Source organism: Heyndrickxia sp. FSL K6-6286 (genome assembly GCF_038630395.1).
Classification (GTDB): domain Bacteria; phylum Bacillota; class Bacilli; order Bacillales; family Bacillaceae_C; genus Heyndrickxia; species Heyndrickxia oleronia.
Window position 1 is genome coordinate 2,448,714 of record NZ_CP152029.1, and the last position, 15,009, is coordinate 2,463,722.

Annotated in this window: 11 protein-coding genes and 1 other annotated feature; of the genes, 10 read left to right on the top strand and 1 reads right to left on the bottom strand. The window is 35.3% G+C overall.

All coding sequences use genetic code 11. From position 1 onward, the window contains the following. Window positions 1–21: 21 nt before the first annotated feature. Window positions 22–263 (top strand) — a binding site (T-box leader). Window positions 264–315: 52 nt separating this feature from the next. Continuing rightward, window positions 316–3,399, top strand: a complete 3,084-nt coding sequence (gene ileS / locus MHI39_RS12400; RefSeq protein WP_259545308.1) for an isoleucine--tRNA ligase — start codon at window positions 316–318, stop codon at window positions 3,397–3,399. Window positions 3,400–3,540: 141 nt separating this feature from the next. On the opposite strand, the gene MHI39_RS12405 is transcribed toward ileS, so the two are convergent. Then, the gene (locus tag MHI39_RS12405) at window positions 3,541–4,446 is read right to left on the bottom strand and encodes an ArsR family transcriptional regulator (RefSeq protein WP_212945564.1); all 906 of its coding nucleotides are present in this window, start codon (window positions 4,444–4,446) and stop codon (window positions 3,541–3,543) included. A gap of 297 nt (window positions 4,447–4,743) precedes the next feature. Here MHI39_RS12405 and MHI39_RS12410 point away from each other — a divergent pair, with 297 nt between their 5' ends. The 9 genes from MHI39_RS12410 (at window position 4,744) to galE (ending at window position 15,006) form a co-directional block, all read left to right on the top strand. Beyond that, window positions 4,744–5,997: an extracellular solute-binding protein gene (locus MHI39_RS12410; RefSeq protein ID WP_259545309.1), complete on the top strand. Its 1,254-nt coding sequence runs from the start codon at window positions 4,744–4,746 to the stop codon at window positions 5,995–5,997. An 87-nt stretch (window positions 5,998–6,084) separates the two neighbouring features. Further along, window positions 6,085–7,008 carry a sugar ABC transporter permease gene (locus MHI39_RS12415; protein WP_342541315.1) on the top strand — a complete coding sequence of 308 codons (924 nt, stop codon included), beginning with the start codon at window positions 6,085–6,087 and terminating at the stop codon, window positions 7,006–7,008. A 17-nt stretch (window positions 7,009–7,025) separates the two neighbouring features. Next, entirely contained in the window at window positions 7,026–7,868 is an 843-nt protein-coding gene (locus MHI39_RS12420; RefSeq protein ID WP_306420390.1) for a carbohydrate ABC transporter permease, read from the top strand. A gap of 174 nt (window positions 7,869–8,042) precedes the next feature. Then, window positions 8,043–8,465 (top strand): hypothetical protein, encoded by a 423-nt coding sequence (locus tag MHI39_RS12425; RefSeq protein ID WP_259545311.1) that lies wholly within the window; start codon window positions 8,043–8,045, stop codon window positions 8,463–8,465. 12 nt (window positions 8,466–8,477) lie between these two features. Continuing rightward, window positions 8,478–10,217, top strand: coding sequence for a sugar-binding domain-containing protein (locus tag MHI39_RS12430; protein ID WP_342541317.1), 1,740 nt, complete (start codon window positions 8,478–8,480; stop codon window positions 10,215–10,217). 116 nt (window positions 10,218–10,333) lie between these two features. Next, entirely contained in the window at window positions 10,334–11,335 is a 1,002-nt protein-coding gene (locus MHI39_RS12435; protein ID WP_259545312.1) for a glycoside hydrolase family 43 protein, read from the top strand. Between the two features lie 131 nt (window positions 11,336–11,466). Then, window positions 11,467–12,459, top strand: coding sequence for a LacI family DNA-binding transcriptional regulator (locus MHI39_RS12440; protein WP_078111068.1), 993 nt, complete (start codon window positions 11,467–11,469; stop codon window positions 12,457–12,459). A 342-nt stretch (window positions 12,460–12,801) separates the two neighbouring features. Continuing rightward, a complete protein-coding gene (locus MHI39_RS12445; protein WP_342541318.1) occupies window positions 12,802–13,977 on the top strand; it encodes a galactokinase in 1,176 nt (391 codons plus the stop codon). 36 nt (window positions 13,978–14,013) lie between these two features. After that, on the top strand, window positions 14,014–15,006 hold the full coding sequence (gene galE, locus MHI39_RS12450; RefSeq protein WP_342541319.1) for a UDP-glucose 4-epimerase GalE: 993 nt from the start codon (window positions 14,014–14,016) through the stop codon (window positions 15,004–15,006). The last annotated feature ends 3 nt before the right edge of the window (window positions 15,007–15,009 follow it).

Here is a 15,009-nt window from a genome sequence, read left to right on the forward strand (position 1 = left end):
TGATAATCGAAATATTTGATGTATAAATCGATGAAGAGAAAAAGTACGTAAGGATTGAACTCTTGAAGCGAGCTGGGTATGGTGAAAGCCAGTGAGGAAGCCGAACGGAAAAATCATCTCTGAGATGCAAGGCTGAAATTTTTAAGTAAGTCTTGACGGGAGTCCGCCGTTACAAGGAACGCGTATGATAGTACGTTGACAAGTGCTGTTTGTAATAAGCAGAATTTTGGGTGGTAACGCGGGTTAATACACTCGTCCCTATTTTTAGGGACGAGTGTTTTTTATTTTTCAAAATTAATGAAGGAGGATGCTAAAATGGATAGTCAGAATCATAGAAGTTTTGAACGTGAGAAGCGTTGGCAGGAGTATTGGGGTAAGGAAAATATTTTTCAACGTTCAATAGATAATAGAACCGGAAAAGATCGCTACATTTTTTATGAGGGACCACCTACTGCAAATGGACTTCCACATGTTGGCCATGCTTTAGGGAGGACAATTAAGGATATTATTGCCCGTTATCAAACGATGAATGGTAAACAAGTAATTAGAAAAGCAGGATGGGATACACATGGTTTACCAGTTGAATTAGGAGTAGAAAAGCAGCTGGGAATCTCAGGAAAACAAGAAATTGAACATTACGGTATTGAACCATTTATCGAAAAATGTAAGGAAAGTGTATTCTTTTATGAAAAGCAATGGAGGGATTTTACAACAGATTTAGGTTATTGGGTTGATATGGATCATCCATATATGACTATGAGTAATGAATACATTGAATCTGTATGGCATATTCTCGGAACGATTCATGAAAAAGGATTGCTATATAAAGGACATCGCGTCTCGCCCTATTGCCCTAGCTGTCAGACTTCTTTAAGTTCACATGAGGTTGCACAAGGATATAAAAATGTAAAAGATTTAAGTGCGACGGTAAAGTTTAAACTTAAGGACAGGGAAAACGAATATGTACTAGGATGGACGACTACACCATGGACATTGCCTGCCAATGTCGCACTTGCAGTAAATGGCGATCTTGATTATGCAAGAGTAGAAATAGAGGATCAGATAGTAGTTATTGCTGTTGCTAGGTTAGAACAAGTTATCAATCAGCCTTATACACTAATTGAAGTCGTCAAGGGGACAGATCTCGTTGGATTAAGCTATGAAGCCCCATTTAATTTTGTTGAGCTAGAAAAAGGACATTGTATTGTTGAAGCTTCATTTGTTACTGAGGATAGTGGAACAGGAATTGTTCATATCGCACCTGCATATGGAGAAGATGATTATCGTTTAGTACAAGAAAATCAATTATCTTTTATCAATTTAGTTGATGAACAAGGAAGATATAATGATATTTTTACGCCACTAGCTGGTCAAAAAGTAAAAGAAAGTGATGTGGATATCGTAAAACTATTACATCAAAAGGGGCTTTTATATCATAAAGAAAAGTATGAACATTCTTATCCTCATTGCTGGAGGTGTGATACTCCATTATTGTATTATGCGACAGAGAGCTGGTTTATCAAAACAACTGCCCTTAAAAATGCATTGATTTCAAATAATCAACAAGTCAATTGGTTCCCTGATCATATAAAAAACGGGAGATTTGGCAATTTCTTAGAAGGATTAGTGGATTGGAATATCAGCAGAAAAAGATACTGGGGAACTCCTTTAAATGTTTGGGTTTGTCATACATGTAAACATGAAATTGCCCCGAAAAGTATTGAAGATTTAAAAAAACATGCAAAGGAATCCGTATCAACGATTGAGCTTCATAAACCATATGTTGACCAAATTTCCTTTGAGTGTCCTAATTGCCATGGGACAATGAAGCGAACAGAAGAGGTAATAGACGTGTGGTTTGATAGTGGTTCAATGCCATTCGCTCAGTACCATTATCCGTTTGAAAACACAGATGTATTTCATTCTCAGTTTCCAGCGGATGTGGTAGTTGAGGCAATCGATCAAACGAGAGGCTGGTTTTATTCATTGCTTGCAGTATCTGTACTCTTTAAAGGGGTAGCTCCATATAAAAATGTCTTAGTAACAGGTCATATTCTGGATGAACATGGACAAAAAATGTCAAAGAGTAAAGGGAATGCTTTAGATCCTAGGGACTTAATTAAAGAATTTGGTGCGGATCCACTTCGCTGGTCTTTAATAGCTGACAGCGCACCTTGGAATCAAAAAAACTTTTCCAAACGCAATGTGCAAGAGGCAAAATCAAAAATTATTGATACACTTGCAAGCCTATTTCATTTTTATCAGTTGTATGCAAAAATCGACTCATTTGATCCTAAAATTCATCACACTGAAGAAGCTACAATCATGGATAAGTGGATATTATCAAGATTAGCCACCACCATCTCGTCTATGAAAAAGGAGATGGAAAACTATCAACTGACAAATGCAGCTAGACTGGCAGGAAACTTCATTGATGAAATGAGTAATTGGTATATTCGTCGAAACAGAGAACGTTTCTGGAGTAAAGGTATGTCACCCGACAAAATTGCGGCATTTCAAACCTTATATCAAGTGTTGAATGAACTTTCGAAACTTATAGCGCCGTTTGTACCGTTTATCGCTGAAGAGATTTTTTACACGCTTAATGGGGAGAGTGTTCATTTAACTGATTACCCAACCGTCCAAAACAACAGTATAGATAAAACGCTTGAAAATGAGATGATTGCTGTAATTGAATTGGTGGAGTTAGGCAGAAGTATTAGGCATAGCAAACAATTTAAAACGAAACAACCTTTAGCGAAAATGATAGTGGTCGCTCATAATGGCAATGTAAAAACACTTTCTACTTTTGAAAATATCATTAAAGAAGAGCTGAATGTAAAACTTGTGGAATGGGTAGATTCTTCGGATAAGTTCATTGAACATCGATTGAAATTGAATTTTAAATCCGCGGGACCGAAATTAGGGAAGTTGGTAAATGAGGTTCAGCAACAGTTAATGAACGCTTCAAAAGAAGACATAAAACATTTTCTAAACCTAGGTACATTACCTCTTTGCATGAAAAATGGTGAAACTTTACTTTTAGAACAAGAGGATGTCATTGTAACGAAAATTACAAATATCGAAGGATTTACCGAAGCTTCAAATCGAAATTTCACCGTTCTTTTAGATACAAACTTAACAGATGAATTGAAACGTGAAGGAATCGTAAGAGACTTTATTCGAATCGTCCAAGAAATGCGGAAAAAACGTGATCTACCAGTCGAAAAAAGAATTGAATTATTTATCCACGGATCAAAAACAATAACCAACTGGTTAAAAGAATTTGACTCATTATTACACAATAGCATTGTTTTACAAACAATACACTATAAGGAAACAAAAGATATGGAAAAAATTTCTCTTGGTGAAGAAGAAATATTCATTCAAATCAAGTAAAGGGACACGGTGGGACACAGGGTCCGGTCCATTGTCCCAGTTTAAAAGGGACAGGGGGTCTGACCCCGTGTCCCTCTCTATAACTGATCTGTTGCATACTTTTAATTTGCATAGAATACGGAATATTCTCCTTCTACCTCATTAAAGATAATAAAAGTTAAAAAGGATATCTTGATCATGGTTACCAAAGCCTTTGCCGAAAATCGTTACTCCCCCGACATTTTGAGCATCACTTTCAACACAAATTTTAAATGTTAGTAATGTTTTCTCCTCTATTCCTAGATCAGCTAATACAACGTCAGAAAGGAATTTCCCATCGATACAAGTATCATATTGACTGATTCGTATATGCTTGAGTAACCCATATTGACTATTTTTATCTTCCCACCATGATGGTGTATATCTTCCACGTGTATCTGAAAAGTTCCCCGGACAGGTCCATGTCCCTAAATTAATTCCATTAAGATAGAAAGTAATATCGCTCGGCCAAACATTATTAGAATTTGGAAATTCCGAAGCAAGCTCCAAACTAATTTCTAATAGTTCCGGAGTATCTCTGGCAGTTAATAAATTCGGAATCTTATATTCAACATACCCTTCTGAAAACCATACTAATGAAGCGTTCATGCGCTCAGAATCCATAAAAAACTTAGGGTCATCCACTTGGCCGATAAAATCCTCAGTTGATGCGATGCCACATGTAGGTTTTACATAAAAGTCTGTATAATGGCCTACGCTTAGCTGAGTCGTGTGTAACTTATATGAATGGTAGATTTTCTGGGGGAACTGAATTTCAATGGTATCTACAGCCAAATAAGAAAGTTTTTGAATACCTGATTTACCCGGAATTTTTTCAGTCTTTATCAATTGTGCTTTCTCTAATTTCTGAATATGCCTTGTGGTAATTGCACTACTCAAACCTAATTTTTGCGCAAGCTCTTTTATATTCATTCTTTTTTCAGACAATAGCTGAAGTATTTTTAATCTTACTTCACTATTTAGAGCGTCATAGACATGTAATGAATCTTTCGAAATATCTAATTGCAATTTAATAACCTCCATTCTATTAACTTAAATGTACAATTTTTAGATTATTTTTATTATATCATGTAACATCATTAACTAAAAGGTTAATCAAATTAAAATGGCTATTTATTAGTATTGACAGCGCTTTATTTGATGTGTATATTATATTCTATAAATTCAATATATTTTTTAAGTTACTAATTAGTTAATCAAGGTGTAGTAGAATTAAAAGATTATTCTTGACAGATTAAGGAGGGGATATTTTTTTAGAGAGAGTTTTTTGAAAACTGAAAAAATATTTTTAGGGGGAAGGAAATCATGAGAAAACTAGGTCTATTATTTATGACAATGATGCTTGTATTTGTTTTAGCCGCTTGTAGTAGTAAATCTTCAAGCTCTAGCTCAAGCAAAGAAATCGTCTTTTGGAATCCATTCACTGGTCCAGACGGTACAAACATGAAAAAGATGGTAGATGAATATAACAAAACCAATCCAACGTATAAGATAAAAAATATCTCTCTAAAAGAAACGGATATGTATAAAAAAATTCAAACGGTGGTGAATTCAGGGAAAAATGTACCAGACTTAATGATTGTTCATGCGGAACGTATTAAGTTGTATAAAGATAATAAAATGCTAATTAATTATGATCAGTACCTAAGTGATTACCCAGAAATTAAGGGAGAAAATTATATGCAAGAAGCTTGGAACATCGGCGATTTAGATGGTTCCAGATACAGTGTTCCACTTGATATCCATTCATTCGTGATGTATTACAACAAAGATCTGGTGGAAAAATATGCCCCAGGTGCACTTGATGATAACATTGTCACATTTGATGAAATTAAAGCTGCTGGTGAAAAATCACAACAAGATAAAATTACTGCCCTTGGTATTACATGGACAAAACCGAATTTCCTTTCATTGTACGCACAAAATGGCGGGAATTTAACAGAAAATGGTATAGATCCAACCATAGATAATGATCAAGCGAAGGATGCCTTCCAATTATGGAATGATATGTATAAGCAACATATTACAAACAAAGACGGGGAAGACCCAGCGCAAATGTTCCTTCAAGGTAAATTAATCTTTTATCCTGAAGGAATCTGGATGAATAATAATTTAAAAGGAGCAAAATTTGAGTATGGATTAACTAATGCACCACAACTTTCTAATGATAAGAGTAAAATGATCAACTGGTCTTCATCGCATCAATTTGTCATGTTTAACAGTAAAGATCGCTCGGATGACAAAGCAAAGGGAGCGATTGCTTTCATCGATTGGCTACGTGACAATTCTTTAGAATGGGCAAAAGCAGGACAGAACCCGGCTTCGCTTAAAATTCTAGATGATCAAGAATACCAAAAAATGGCTCAATCATTTTTACTGAAAGATCCTGAGGAACAAGCCTCACTAAAAATTTTTGACTACAAATATAATGGTTATGTTTCAGAAGAGTTGGATGCCAAAGCTCTTGAAATGATATTAGGCAAAACTCCTATTGAAAAGGGACTCGCTAATATCCAAAAAACACTTGAAGATAAAATAGCTAAGGATACTTCTAAGTAATAAGAATGAATCATCTCGAATAAATGGAAGCTGTTTCTATAAATATAGTTGCAGCTTTCATAGATTAATAATGCTGGAGGGGTAAGTATGGAAGTACCTGTGAAATCCATGGAGTTGAAGAAAAGAATAAAACGCTCCAAAGGGAAATCGATAAATTGGACTCCATGGTTTTTTATTACACCACATTTGGTAATCTTTAGTCTATTTTTTCTAGTGCCGATTCTTTATGGAATCTATATTTCTTTTACTAATTGGGATTTGGTCGGAAAAGCTGATTTTGTAGGATTAGCAAATTATAAGGAGATTTTATTTCAAAAGGATTCATCATTTTATACGCAATTCCATAATGGCCTCAAAAATACATTTATTTTTGTTATTTTATCTGTTCCGTTTTGCGTGATTGTTCCGCTATTATTGGCAAGTGCTTTACATGCTAAACCGAGATTCCATAAGTTATTTCAATCTATTTTTTATATACCTTCCTTATTTTCTATTTCTGCTGTCGTGATTATTTGGACCTTAATGTTTAACGTGAATCAAGGACCTATTAACAAGCTCCTAGGTGAATCGATCGTGTGGACGGGAACTCAGCCATATGCTTGGGTAGCGTTAGTAGTTGTCACAGTGTGGTGGTGTATCGGCGGTAATATGATTATTTACCAAGCGGCTTTGAATGGGATATCTAAAGATTTTTATGAAGCTTCAGACATTGATGGCGCAAATTCTATTCAAAAGTTTTTTAAAATTACACTTCCGAGTATCCGTGGACAATTGCTGTATACAGTAGTTATTACAACCATTGCGCAATTTAATGTTTACGGTCAACCGCTCATGTTAACAGGAGGTGGCCCAACAGAATCTACGCGTGTTCTGTTAATGGATATCCAACAAAATGCCTTTGGGTCAGGTCAATCCATTGCTGGGATTGCCTCAGCTATGGCATTCATTCTTGGCCTATGTATTATGGTTGTATCACTTATTCAATTTCTTTTTTTACGTAACAAGGACTAGATGAGAGGTGAGGAAAGGTGAAGACTAAACTACTATCTCTTCCTAAATTAGTGGCTTTTTTCTTTCTATTATTGATGGCGATCATATGGGTATTACCTTTAATTTGGGGTATCGTTACTTCCTTTAAGGATGAAATGGAATTTCAAACAATGGGTTTTAAATTTCTACCAGTTGAATGGGTAACTACAAATTATACGTCACTCTTAGTTGATAATTATAGTACACCACTATTACATTGGTTCTTTAATTCCTTATTTATAGCAGTTGCTCATACTTTATTAGTTCTTATTGTCGTTTCTTTTGCAGGATTTGCTTATGGTCGATTACGTTTTAAAGGGCGGAATATCATTTTCATGTTTTTGATGGCAACAATGATGTTTCCAGGAGTAGTTAATTTAGTTCCTTTATATAAAATTGTTGATACGCTCGGTTGGGTTAATAGTTATTGGGCAGCCATTGTTCCAGGTGCGGCAGGGGTTTTTAACATCTTTCTTGTAAGACAATTTATGGTGAATATTCCAATTGAATTTGATGAAGCCGCAAGAATAGATGGAGCAGGAGATTTTCAAATATACTGGAGAGTTGTTCTCCCTCTATTAAGGCCCATTCTTATGGTGGTTGCATTATTTAGTTTTACTGGCTCATGGAATGACTTTCTATGGCCGTCCATTATCTTTAATGATATCGAAAAAATGCCAATCACATCAGGCCTTCAGTTACTACAAGGAATGTACATAGCTCAGCCGACCTTACTAATGGCAGGAGCGTTAGTGGCAATTGTTCCAACATTTATTATTTATTTATTCGCACAAAAATACTTTTTACAGTCTATGTCACTTTCAGCTGGTATAAAAGGTTAAGTTGGTATGCAATTAATTTCTTACCGATTCTTTTTCTTCATCTCATACTCACAATATAAATGGTAATAACCGTTAAATCCATCTGCCGATTTTAACTCTGTTTTAAAAAGCTATAATGAGGAAATTTCCTCCTAGTGTTTTAGAAAAAGTGAAAGGTAAAAAGGGGTTGTTGTGATGTCGAATAAAATGGAAAGAATCATCGTTTATACTGCAGCTATCTGGCAGTTATTAGATGGATTCATAACCGTCTTTATTTATGGACCATATATAAGAAATAAGGGAGCAAACATAAATGGCTTATCCTATGGGGAAAAAAAGGGATTGGAATCGATCTTTGGGAGTATCTATAGCTTTGTTTCAATCTATGGGATATTACTCATTTTATTAGGTTTAGTTACTATTTATTTTACAAAAACCTATATGAAAAATGACATTGTGCCCAAGAAAGTGCCCTTTTGGTTTCTCCTATGTGGGATCATTTCATATTTTACAATGGATATCATCAGTTTAGTACTTTACATGGGAGCGGGAATTATTATTTTAGCAAAAAATCGTTCGTTAAAAATGTATGCAAAATCCAATGATTTATCTAACTAAGGAGGAAATAATATGAACAAATTACATCCAAGACCACAGTTTATTCGCGATGATTGGGAAACACTGGATGGAGAGTGGCGATTTGCCTTTGATGATCACAACAATGGGGAAGTAAATGAATGGACAAAGGGAATTCCGAAGGGGCAAACCATCCAAGTCCCATTCACCTATGAAACAAAAATGAGCGGAATAGGGGATCAGTCGCACCATCCAGTGGTTTGGTATGAACGTACAATTAATGTGACGAAAGACAAAAATGTACTGCTTCATTTTGAAGGAGCTGATTATTATACAACATTATGGGTGAATGGATTGAAGGTAGGGAATCATCAAGGGGCATATACTGCATTTGCGTTTGATATTACCAACTATGTACAAAACGGTGAAAATCAAATCATTGTTAAAATAGAAGATTCGATCGATTGTTCTCAACCGCGTGGTAAGCAACGATGGTTGAAGGATAACTTTGGCTGTTGGTATGTACAAACAACCGGTATATGGAAAACAGTCTGGGTAGAATATGTTTCACCAGTACATATAGATTATGTAAAAATGACTCCTATATATGATAAAGGAGAAATTTCAGTTGAACTGTACACAAATAAACGGCAGTTAGGTGCTGGTTTTATGGCTTGTGCTGAAATCTCATTTGAAGGAAAAATTATTAATAAAGTAAGTGTAAATGTGATTGATGGGGTTGCAAAGTTTTCACCTAGTGTCATGGAAAACGGAGACCCTTGGAGCATGAAAAGATGGAGTCCAAATGCTCCGAATTTATATGATATCAAATTTGAATTATTTGAAAAAGAACAGTCTATCGACCTAGTTAACTCTTATTTTGGAATGCGCAAAATTTCTATTGAGGGAAGAAAAATCCTTCTGAATAATGAAGAACTATATCAAAGGCTCATATTAGATCAAGGGTATTGGGAAGAAAGTGATTTAACCCCACCTTCAGTTGAAGCCCTTGAAACAGATATCGAAAAGGTGCTTGAAATGGGGTACAACGGTGTTCGAAAACATCAAAAGATAGAGGATAATCGTTTCCTGTATCTTTGCGATAAGAAAGGTTTACTTGTATGGTCTGAGGTAGGTGCAACCTATGCATTCAATGATCAGGCTATTTCTAATTTTACTAATGAGTGGTTAGAAATCGTCAAACAAAATTACAATCACCCTAGTATCATTACATGGGTTCCTTTTAATGAATCTTGGGGAATACAGGATGTTTATGTCAATGATGCACAGCAGAAGTTTACTGAAGCGATTTATTATTTAACTAAAACCTATGATTCTATGCGTCCGGTTGTAACGAATGACGGATGGGAGCATACCATTTCCGATATCATCACACTCCATGATTATGAAGAATATAACGAAGTATTTAAGAAACGTTATGAAAATGATGAAGTACTTCTTTCCAATCAAATTCAGCATAATAAGCATCGTTATCCTTTTGCTAAAGGCTATGGTTATCAAGGGCAACCTATCATAATTTCTGAATTCGGTGGGATTGCATTTGCATCGGAAAGTGGTTGGGGATATGGCAATCAAGTGAAAGATGAAGCGGCATTTATTAAACGCTTTGATAGTATACATCAAGCTATTCAGGATCTCGAGTATGTATGTGGATTCTGTTATACACAGATAACAGATGTTCAACAAGAAATTAATGGCTTGCTAACCATTGATAGAAAAGCAAAAGTAGATTTAGCGGAAATTCGTAAAATAAATGAAAGAAGAATAAAGTAGCATAGAAAAAATGCTAAAGGAATTAGTGGAAAAAGGTAGATAATCAATATCTACCTTTTTTTAACTTAGTAGTTTGGATGAGTTAAATAAACTATCAATATTAGGAGGTAGTTATAATGGAAAAACAAACTAATAAAAGAGTTACAAGTCGAAAAGATAAAAAATTTATGAATCCCCTACTTGAGAGTGGTCCCGATCCTTATATTTATAAACATGTTGATGGTACTTACTATTTCACAACGACTTTAGCAGATCATATTGCGATTTGGAAGAGTTCGTCTATAACAGGACTATCCAGAGCAGAGAAAAAAATTATTTGGTCTCCTCCAGAAGAAGCACCTTACAGCGACAATATTTGGGCACCAGAATTACATTATATTCAGGGGAAATGGTTTATTTACTTTACTGCAAATGATGGTGGTGGAGATGAGACTCGACGTATTTATGTACTTGAGAATTCTTCAGCTAACCCAATGCTTGGTGAATGGCATTTTAAGAGTGCTGTTAATACCGAACTTCCAGGTTTAGATGGAACTGTTCTTCAGCATCAAAATCAATTATTCTTTATATATTCAGGATATGGGTATTTTCCTGATTATGGATCAGCGCTTTATATTGCTAAAATGGATAATCCATGGACTTTAAAAGGAGAAAATGTATTAATATCGGCTCCAACGAATGAATGGGAGAAACAAGGTGGAATGGCAATAAATGAAGGGCCAATAACCCTAAAAAGAAACGGGAAAATTTTCCTGATTTTTTCTGCTAGTGCTACATGGTCAGATGATTATTGTTTAGGGATGCTTACAGCACTAGAAACGGCAAATCTTCTCAATCCTGATTCTTGGTTGAAGCATCCAGAACCGGTTTTTTTGAAAAATGTAAAAAACCGAGTATTTTCCCCTGGGCATAATAGCTTTACTCAATCCCCTGATGGGAAAGAGGATTGGATCCTCTACCATGCATTTTCATTTTCCGAGAATGAAGGAGATCATAGATTGGGAAAGCTTCGGAATCCAAGAGTGCAAAAATTTAATTGGAATCCGGATGGTACACCTAACTTTGGAACGCCGCTGCCAGCTTACACTCCGATGGACAAACCCTCAGGAGAAATATAGGTTAAATAGGAAACACAACTATCAATTATCAATAGGTAAAATTTTTTGCGGAAAATTAGTAAAATATTGACTAGAATTTTCAATGATATTATGATTTAGGGAAAGTGTAAATATTTTTAAAGGAGTAACATATGGCTACGATCAAGGATATCGCGGAAAAAGCGGGTGTATCAATATCAACGGTATCAAGGGTGTTGAATTATGATCCCACTCTTTCTGTAAGCGATGAAACCAAAAGGAAAATTTTCCAAACTGCGGAGGATCTATCATATCGTAAAAAAAAGATAGAACAACGCATGGCGTCTTTTCGAATTGCTATTGTAAATTGGTATACAGAAGAAGAAGAGTTGAATGATTTATATTATTTATCTATTCGGGTGGGTGTTGAGAAGCGGTGTGAAGCACTTCATATTCAAATGACAAAACTTTCCCTTGATCATTTGGATTCCGTGCAGAATCAGGAATTTCATGGCATTATCGCCATTGGAAAATTTAATAAAAAGCAAGCAGAGAAAATTCAGAACATTACTGAAAATATTGTTTTCATTGATAGTTCTCCTGATGAAGACCGCTTTGATTCAGTAGTATGTAATTTTGAAAAGGCAACCATTGATGTTCTCAATTATTTTGTACAGCATGGGCATGAAAAAATCGGCTATATTGGGGGGCGAGAAACATATAAGGATGATACTTCAGAGATTATTGATTATAGACAAGAGACATTCATAAACTTTACTAAAAAAAGAAATCTTTATAATGAAGATTTTATATATATTGGTTCGTTTTCCGTAAATGATGGCTACAGACTAATGAAACAAGCAATATCTGAGCATCATGATGATCTTCCGTCTGCATTTTTTGTCGGTAATGATTCTATGGCTATTGGATGTTTAAGAGCATTACTTGAAGAAGGTATTTCCGTTCCTCAAAGGGTCAGTATTATCGGGGTGAACGATATTAGTGTAACGAAATACGTATTTCCGCCATTAAGTACTGTTAGAGTTTATACCGAATTGATGGGGGAAACGGCTGTGGATTTGTTAATTGAAAGAATAACTGAACGTCAAGTTGCAAAAAAGGTGAGTCTTTCTACTCAACTAGTCATTCGCGGAAGTAGTAAGTAGGTTTATTTTTAATGAAGAAGAAAGAATCAGGATATAGATATGACACCTTGATTTCCTCGTATGTTGATGAAAATCAGGGTTTTTTTATTTAATTTTGTAGTTTGCAGTAGAGTCGCAAATCGTGTGGGAGATGGAGTCCAACTTCGTCCTTGTAGAAAGGTCATCAACAGCCAAGTATATGAAAAATAACCAAGTAAAATAATAAGTAAAATTTTTAGTAAAAGTATTGAAATATTTTTACTTTTTAAATAAAATATTCTTAAGGAGAATTTAGGCACAATTTGATTAGTTTCCATATGACTGAATTTTCCCTCACTTAATACTATGGGGGCGAAAGAAAAGATGAATTTACATTTTTTATTTGATACATTTCGAGAAATTTATCCGCAAAAAGAATGTGATGATCCAAAAGCATTCTTTTCTCCAGGAAGAATTAACTTAATTGGTGAACATACGGACTATAATGGGGGACATGTTTTTCCTGCTGCTATCACTTATGGAACGTACGGACTTGCAAGAAAAAGATCGGATCGTTTAGTAAGAATGTTTTCTATGAACTTCGAAGAGAAAGGAATCATCGAATTTACACTTGATGACTTAAACTATAAATCTCATCATCATTGGGTCAATTACTCTAAAGGAATGATCCGTTTTATTCAAGAACTAGGTAAGGAACTGCCATGTGGTCTTGATGTGCTTATTTATGGAAATATACCAAATGGGGCAGGACTTTCTTCCTCCGCATCGCTTGAAATGTTAACAGGTGTAATGGTAAATGAACTATATGGTTTTCAACTCGATATGTTGGATATAGTTAAAGCTGGTAAAAGGGTCGAAAATGAATTTATTGGTGTCAAAAGTGGAATTATGGATCAATTCGCTATTGGGATGGGGAAGGACAATTGTGGAATTCTTCTTAATTGCAATACATTAAAATACGAATATGCCCCATTACCATTATCTGAATATAAAATTATTATTATGAACACGAATAAAAGAAGGGTGCTGTCTGATTCAAAATATAATACAAGAAGAAGTGAATGTGAGAAGGCTTTAAAGCTTATACAGCAGGAATGTAAAGTTCAGTCTTTGGGAGAAATTACGGAAGAAGAATTTGAGGCATATAAATATTTGATAGATAACGATGTTCTACAAAAACGGGCAAGGCATGCAGTCTATGAAAATCAAAGAACATTAAAAGCTTTGCAGGCGTTAAAAAATGATGATTTAAAAGGATTTGGTCGATTGATGAATGCTTCTCATGTTTCTTTAAGGGATGATTATGAGGTTACTGGGATTGAATTAGATTCTTTAGTTGAAGCAGCTTGGAAACAGGAAGGTGTAGTTGGGGCTCGTATGACGGGGGCAGGATTTGGTGGTTGTGCTATTGCGATCGTCAAAGAAGAGTTGGTGGAAAAATTTATTTTTGAAGTAGGAAAGGAATATCAAACAAATATTGGTTATCAAGCAACATTTTATGCAGCAAGTATTGGCAACGGAACAAAAGCAATAGAATAGGATTACTGAAGTTTACGATATGGAGGGAAATGAATCATGAGTATTTTAGTTCTTGGTGGAGCAGGTTATATAGGTTCACATGCGGTTTACCAGTTAATCGATAAAAATATAGATGTAGTGGTTGTAGATAATTTACTAACTGGACATCAGCAGGCTATCCATCCAAAAGCAAAGTTTTATCAGGGGAATATTAAAGATAAGGTCTTTTTACAACAAGTATTTGAAAAAGAACAAATTGATAGTGTGATTCACTTTGCCGCTAGTTCATTAGTGTGGGAATCGATGTCTAACCCCATTAAGTATTTTGATAATAATGTTTATGGAACACAAGTCCTTTTAGATGTAATGAGAGACTATGGTGTCAAACAGATTGTTTTTTCTTCAACTGCTGCCACTTATGGTGAACAGAAAGTCATGCCAATTACAGAAGATGCGCTAACCAACCCAACCAATGCCTATGGTGAAACAAAACTAATAATGGAAAAGTTGATGAAGTGGTGCGATGTGGCATATGGAATTAAATTTGTTTCTTTACGTTATTTTAATGTTGCTGGTGCAAGAGCAACAGGAGAGATTGGTGAGGACCATAACCCTGAAACGCACCTTATCCCAGTAATTCTCCAAGTTGCCTTAGGACAAAGAGAGTTTATTTCTATATTTGGTAATGACTATGAAACTTATGATGGGACATGTATCCGCGATTATGTTCATGTAGAAGATTTAATTGATGCGCATATTTTAGCTTTACAATACTTGCAAAAGGGTGGCGAGAGCATTGTGCTGAACCTTGGCAGCAGTAAAGGCTATTCCGTAAAAGAAATTGTAGAAGCCGCAAGAGAGATAACGGGGCATCCGATTCCAACAAAAATAGTCGAACGAAGAGCAGGTGATCCAAGCACATTAATTGCTTCTTCTGAAAAAGCAAAACGGGTTCTTGAATGGAATCCAAAACGAACATCGATTCACGATATTATTCAGGATGCTTGGAACTGGCACCGTACTCATCCAGATGGATATAGCAAGGAGTGATTA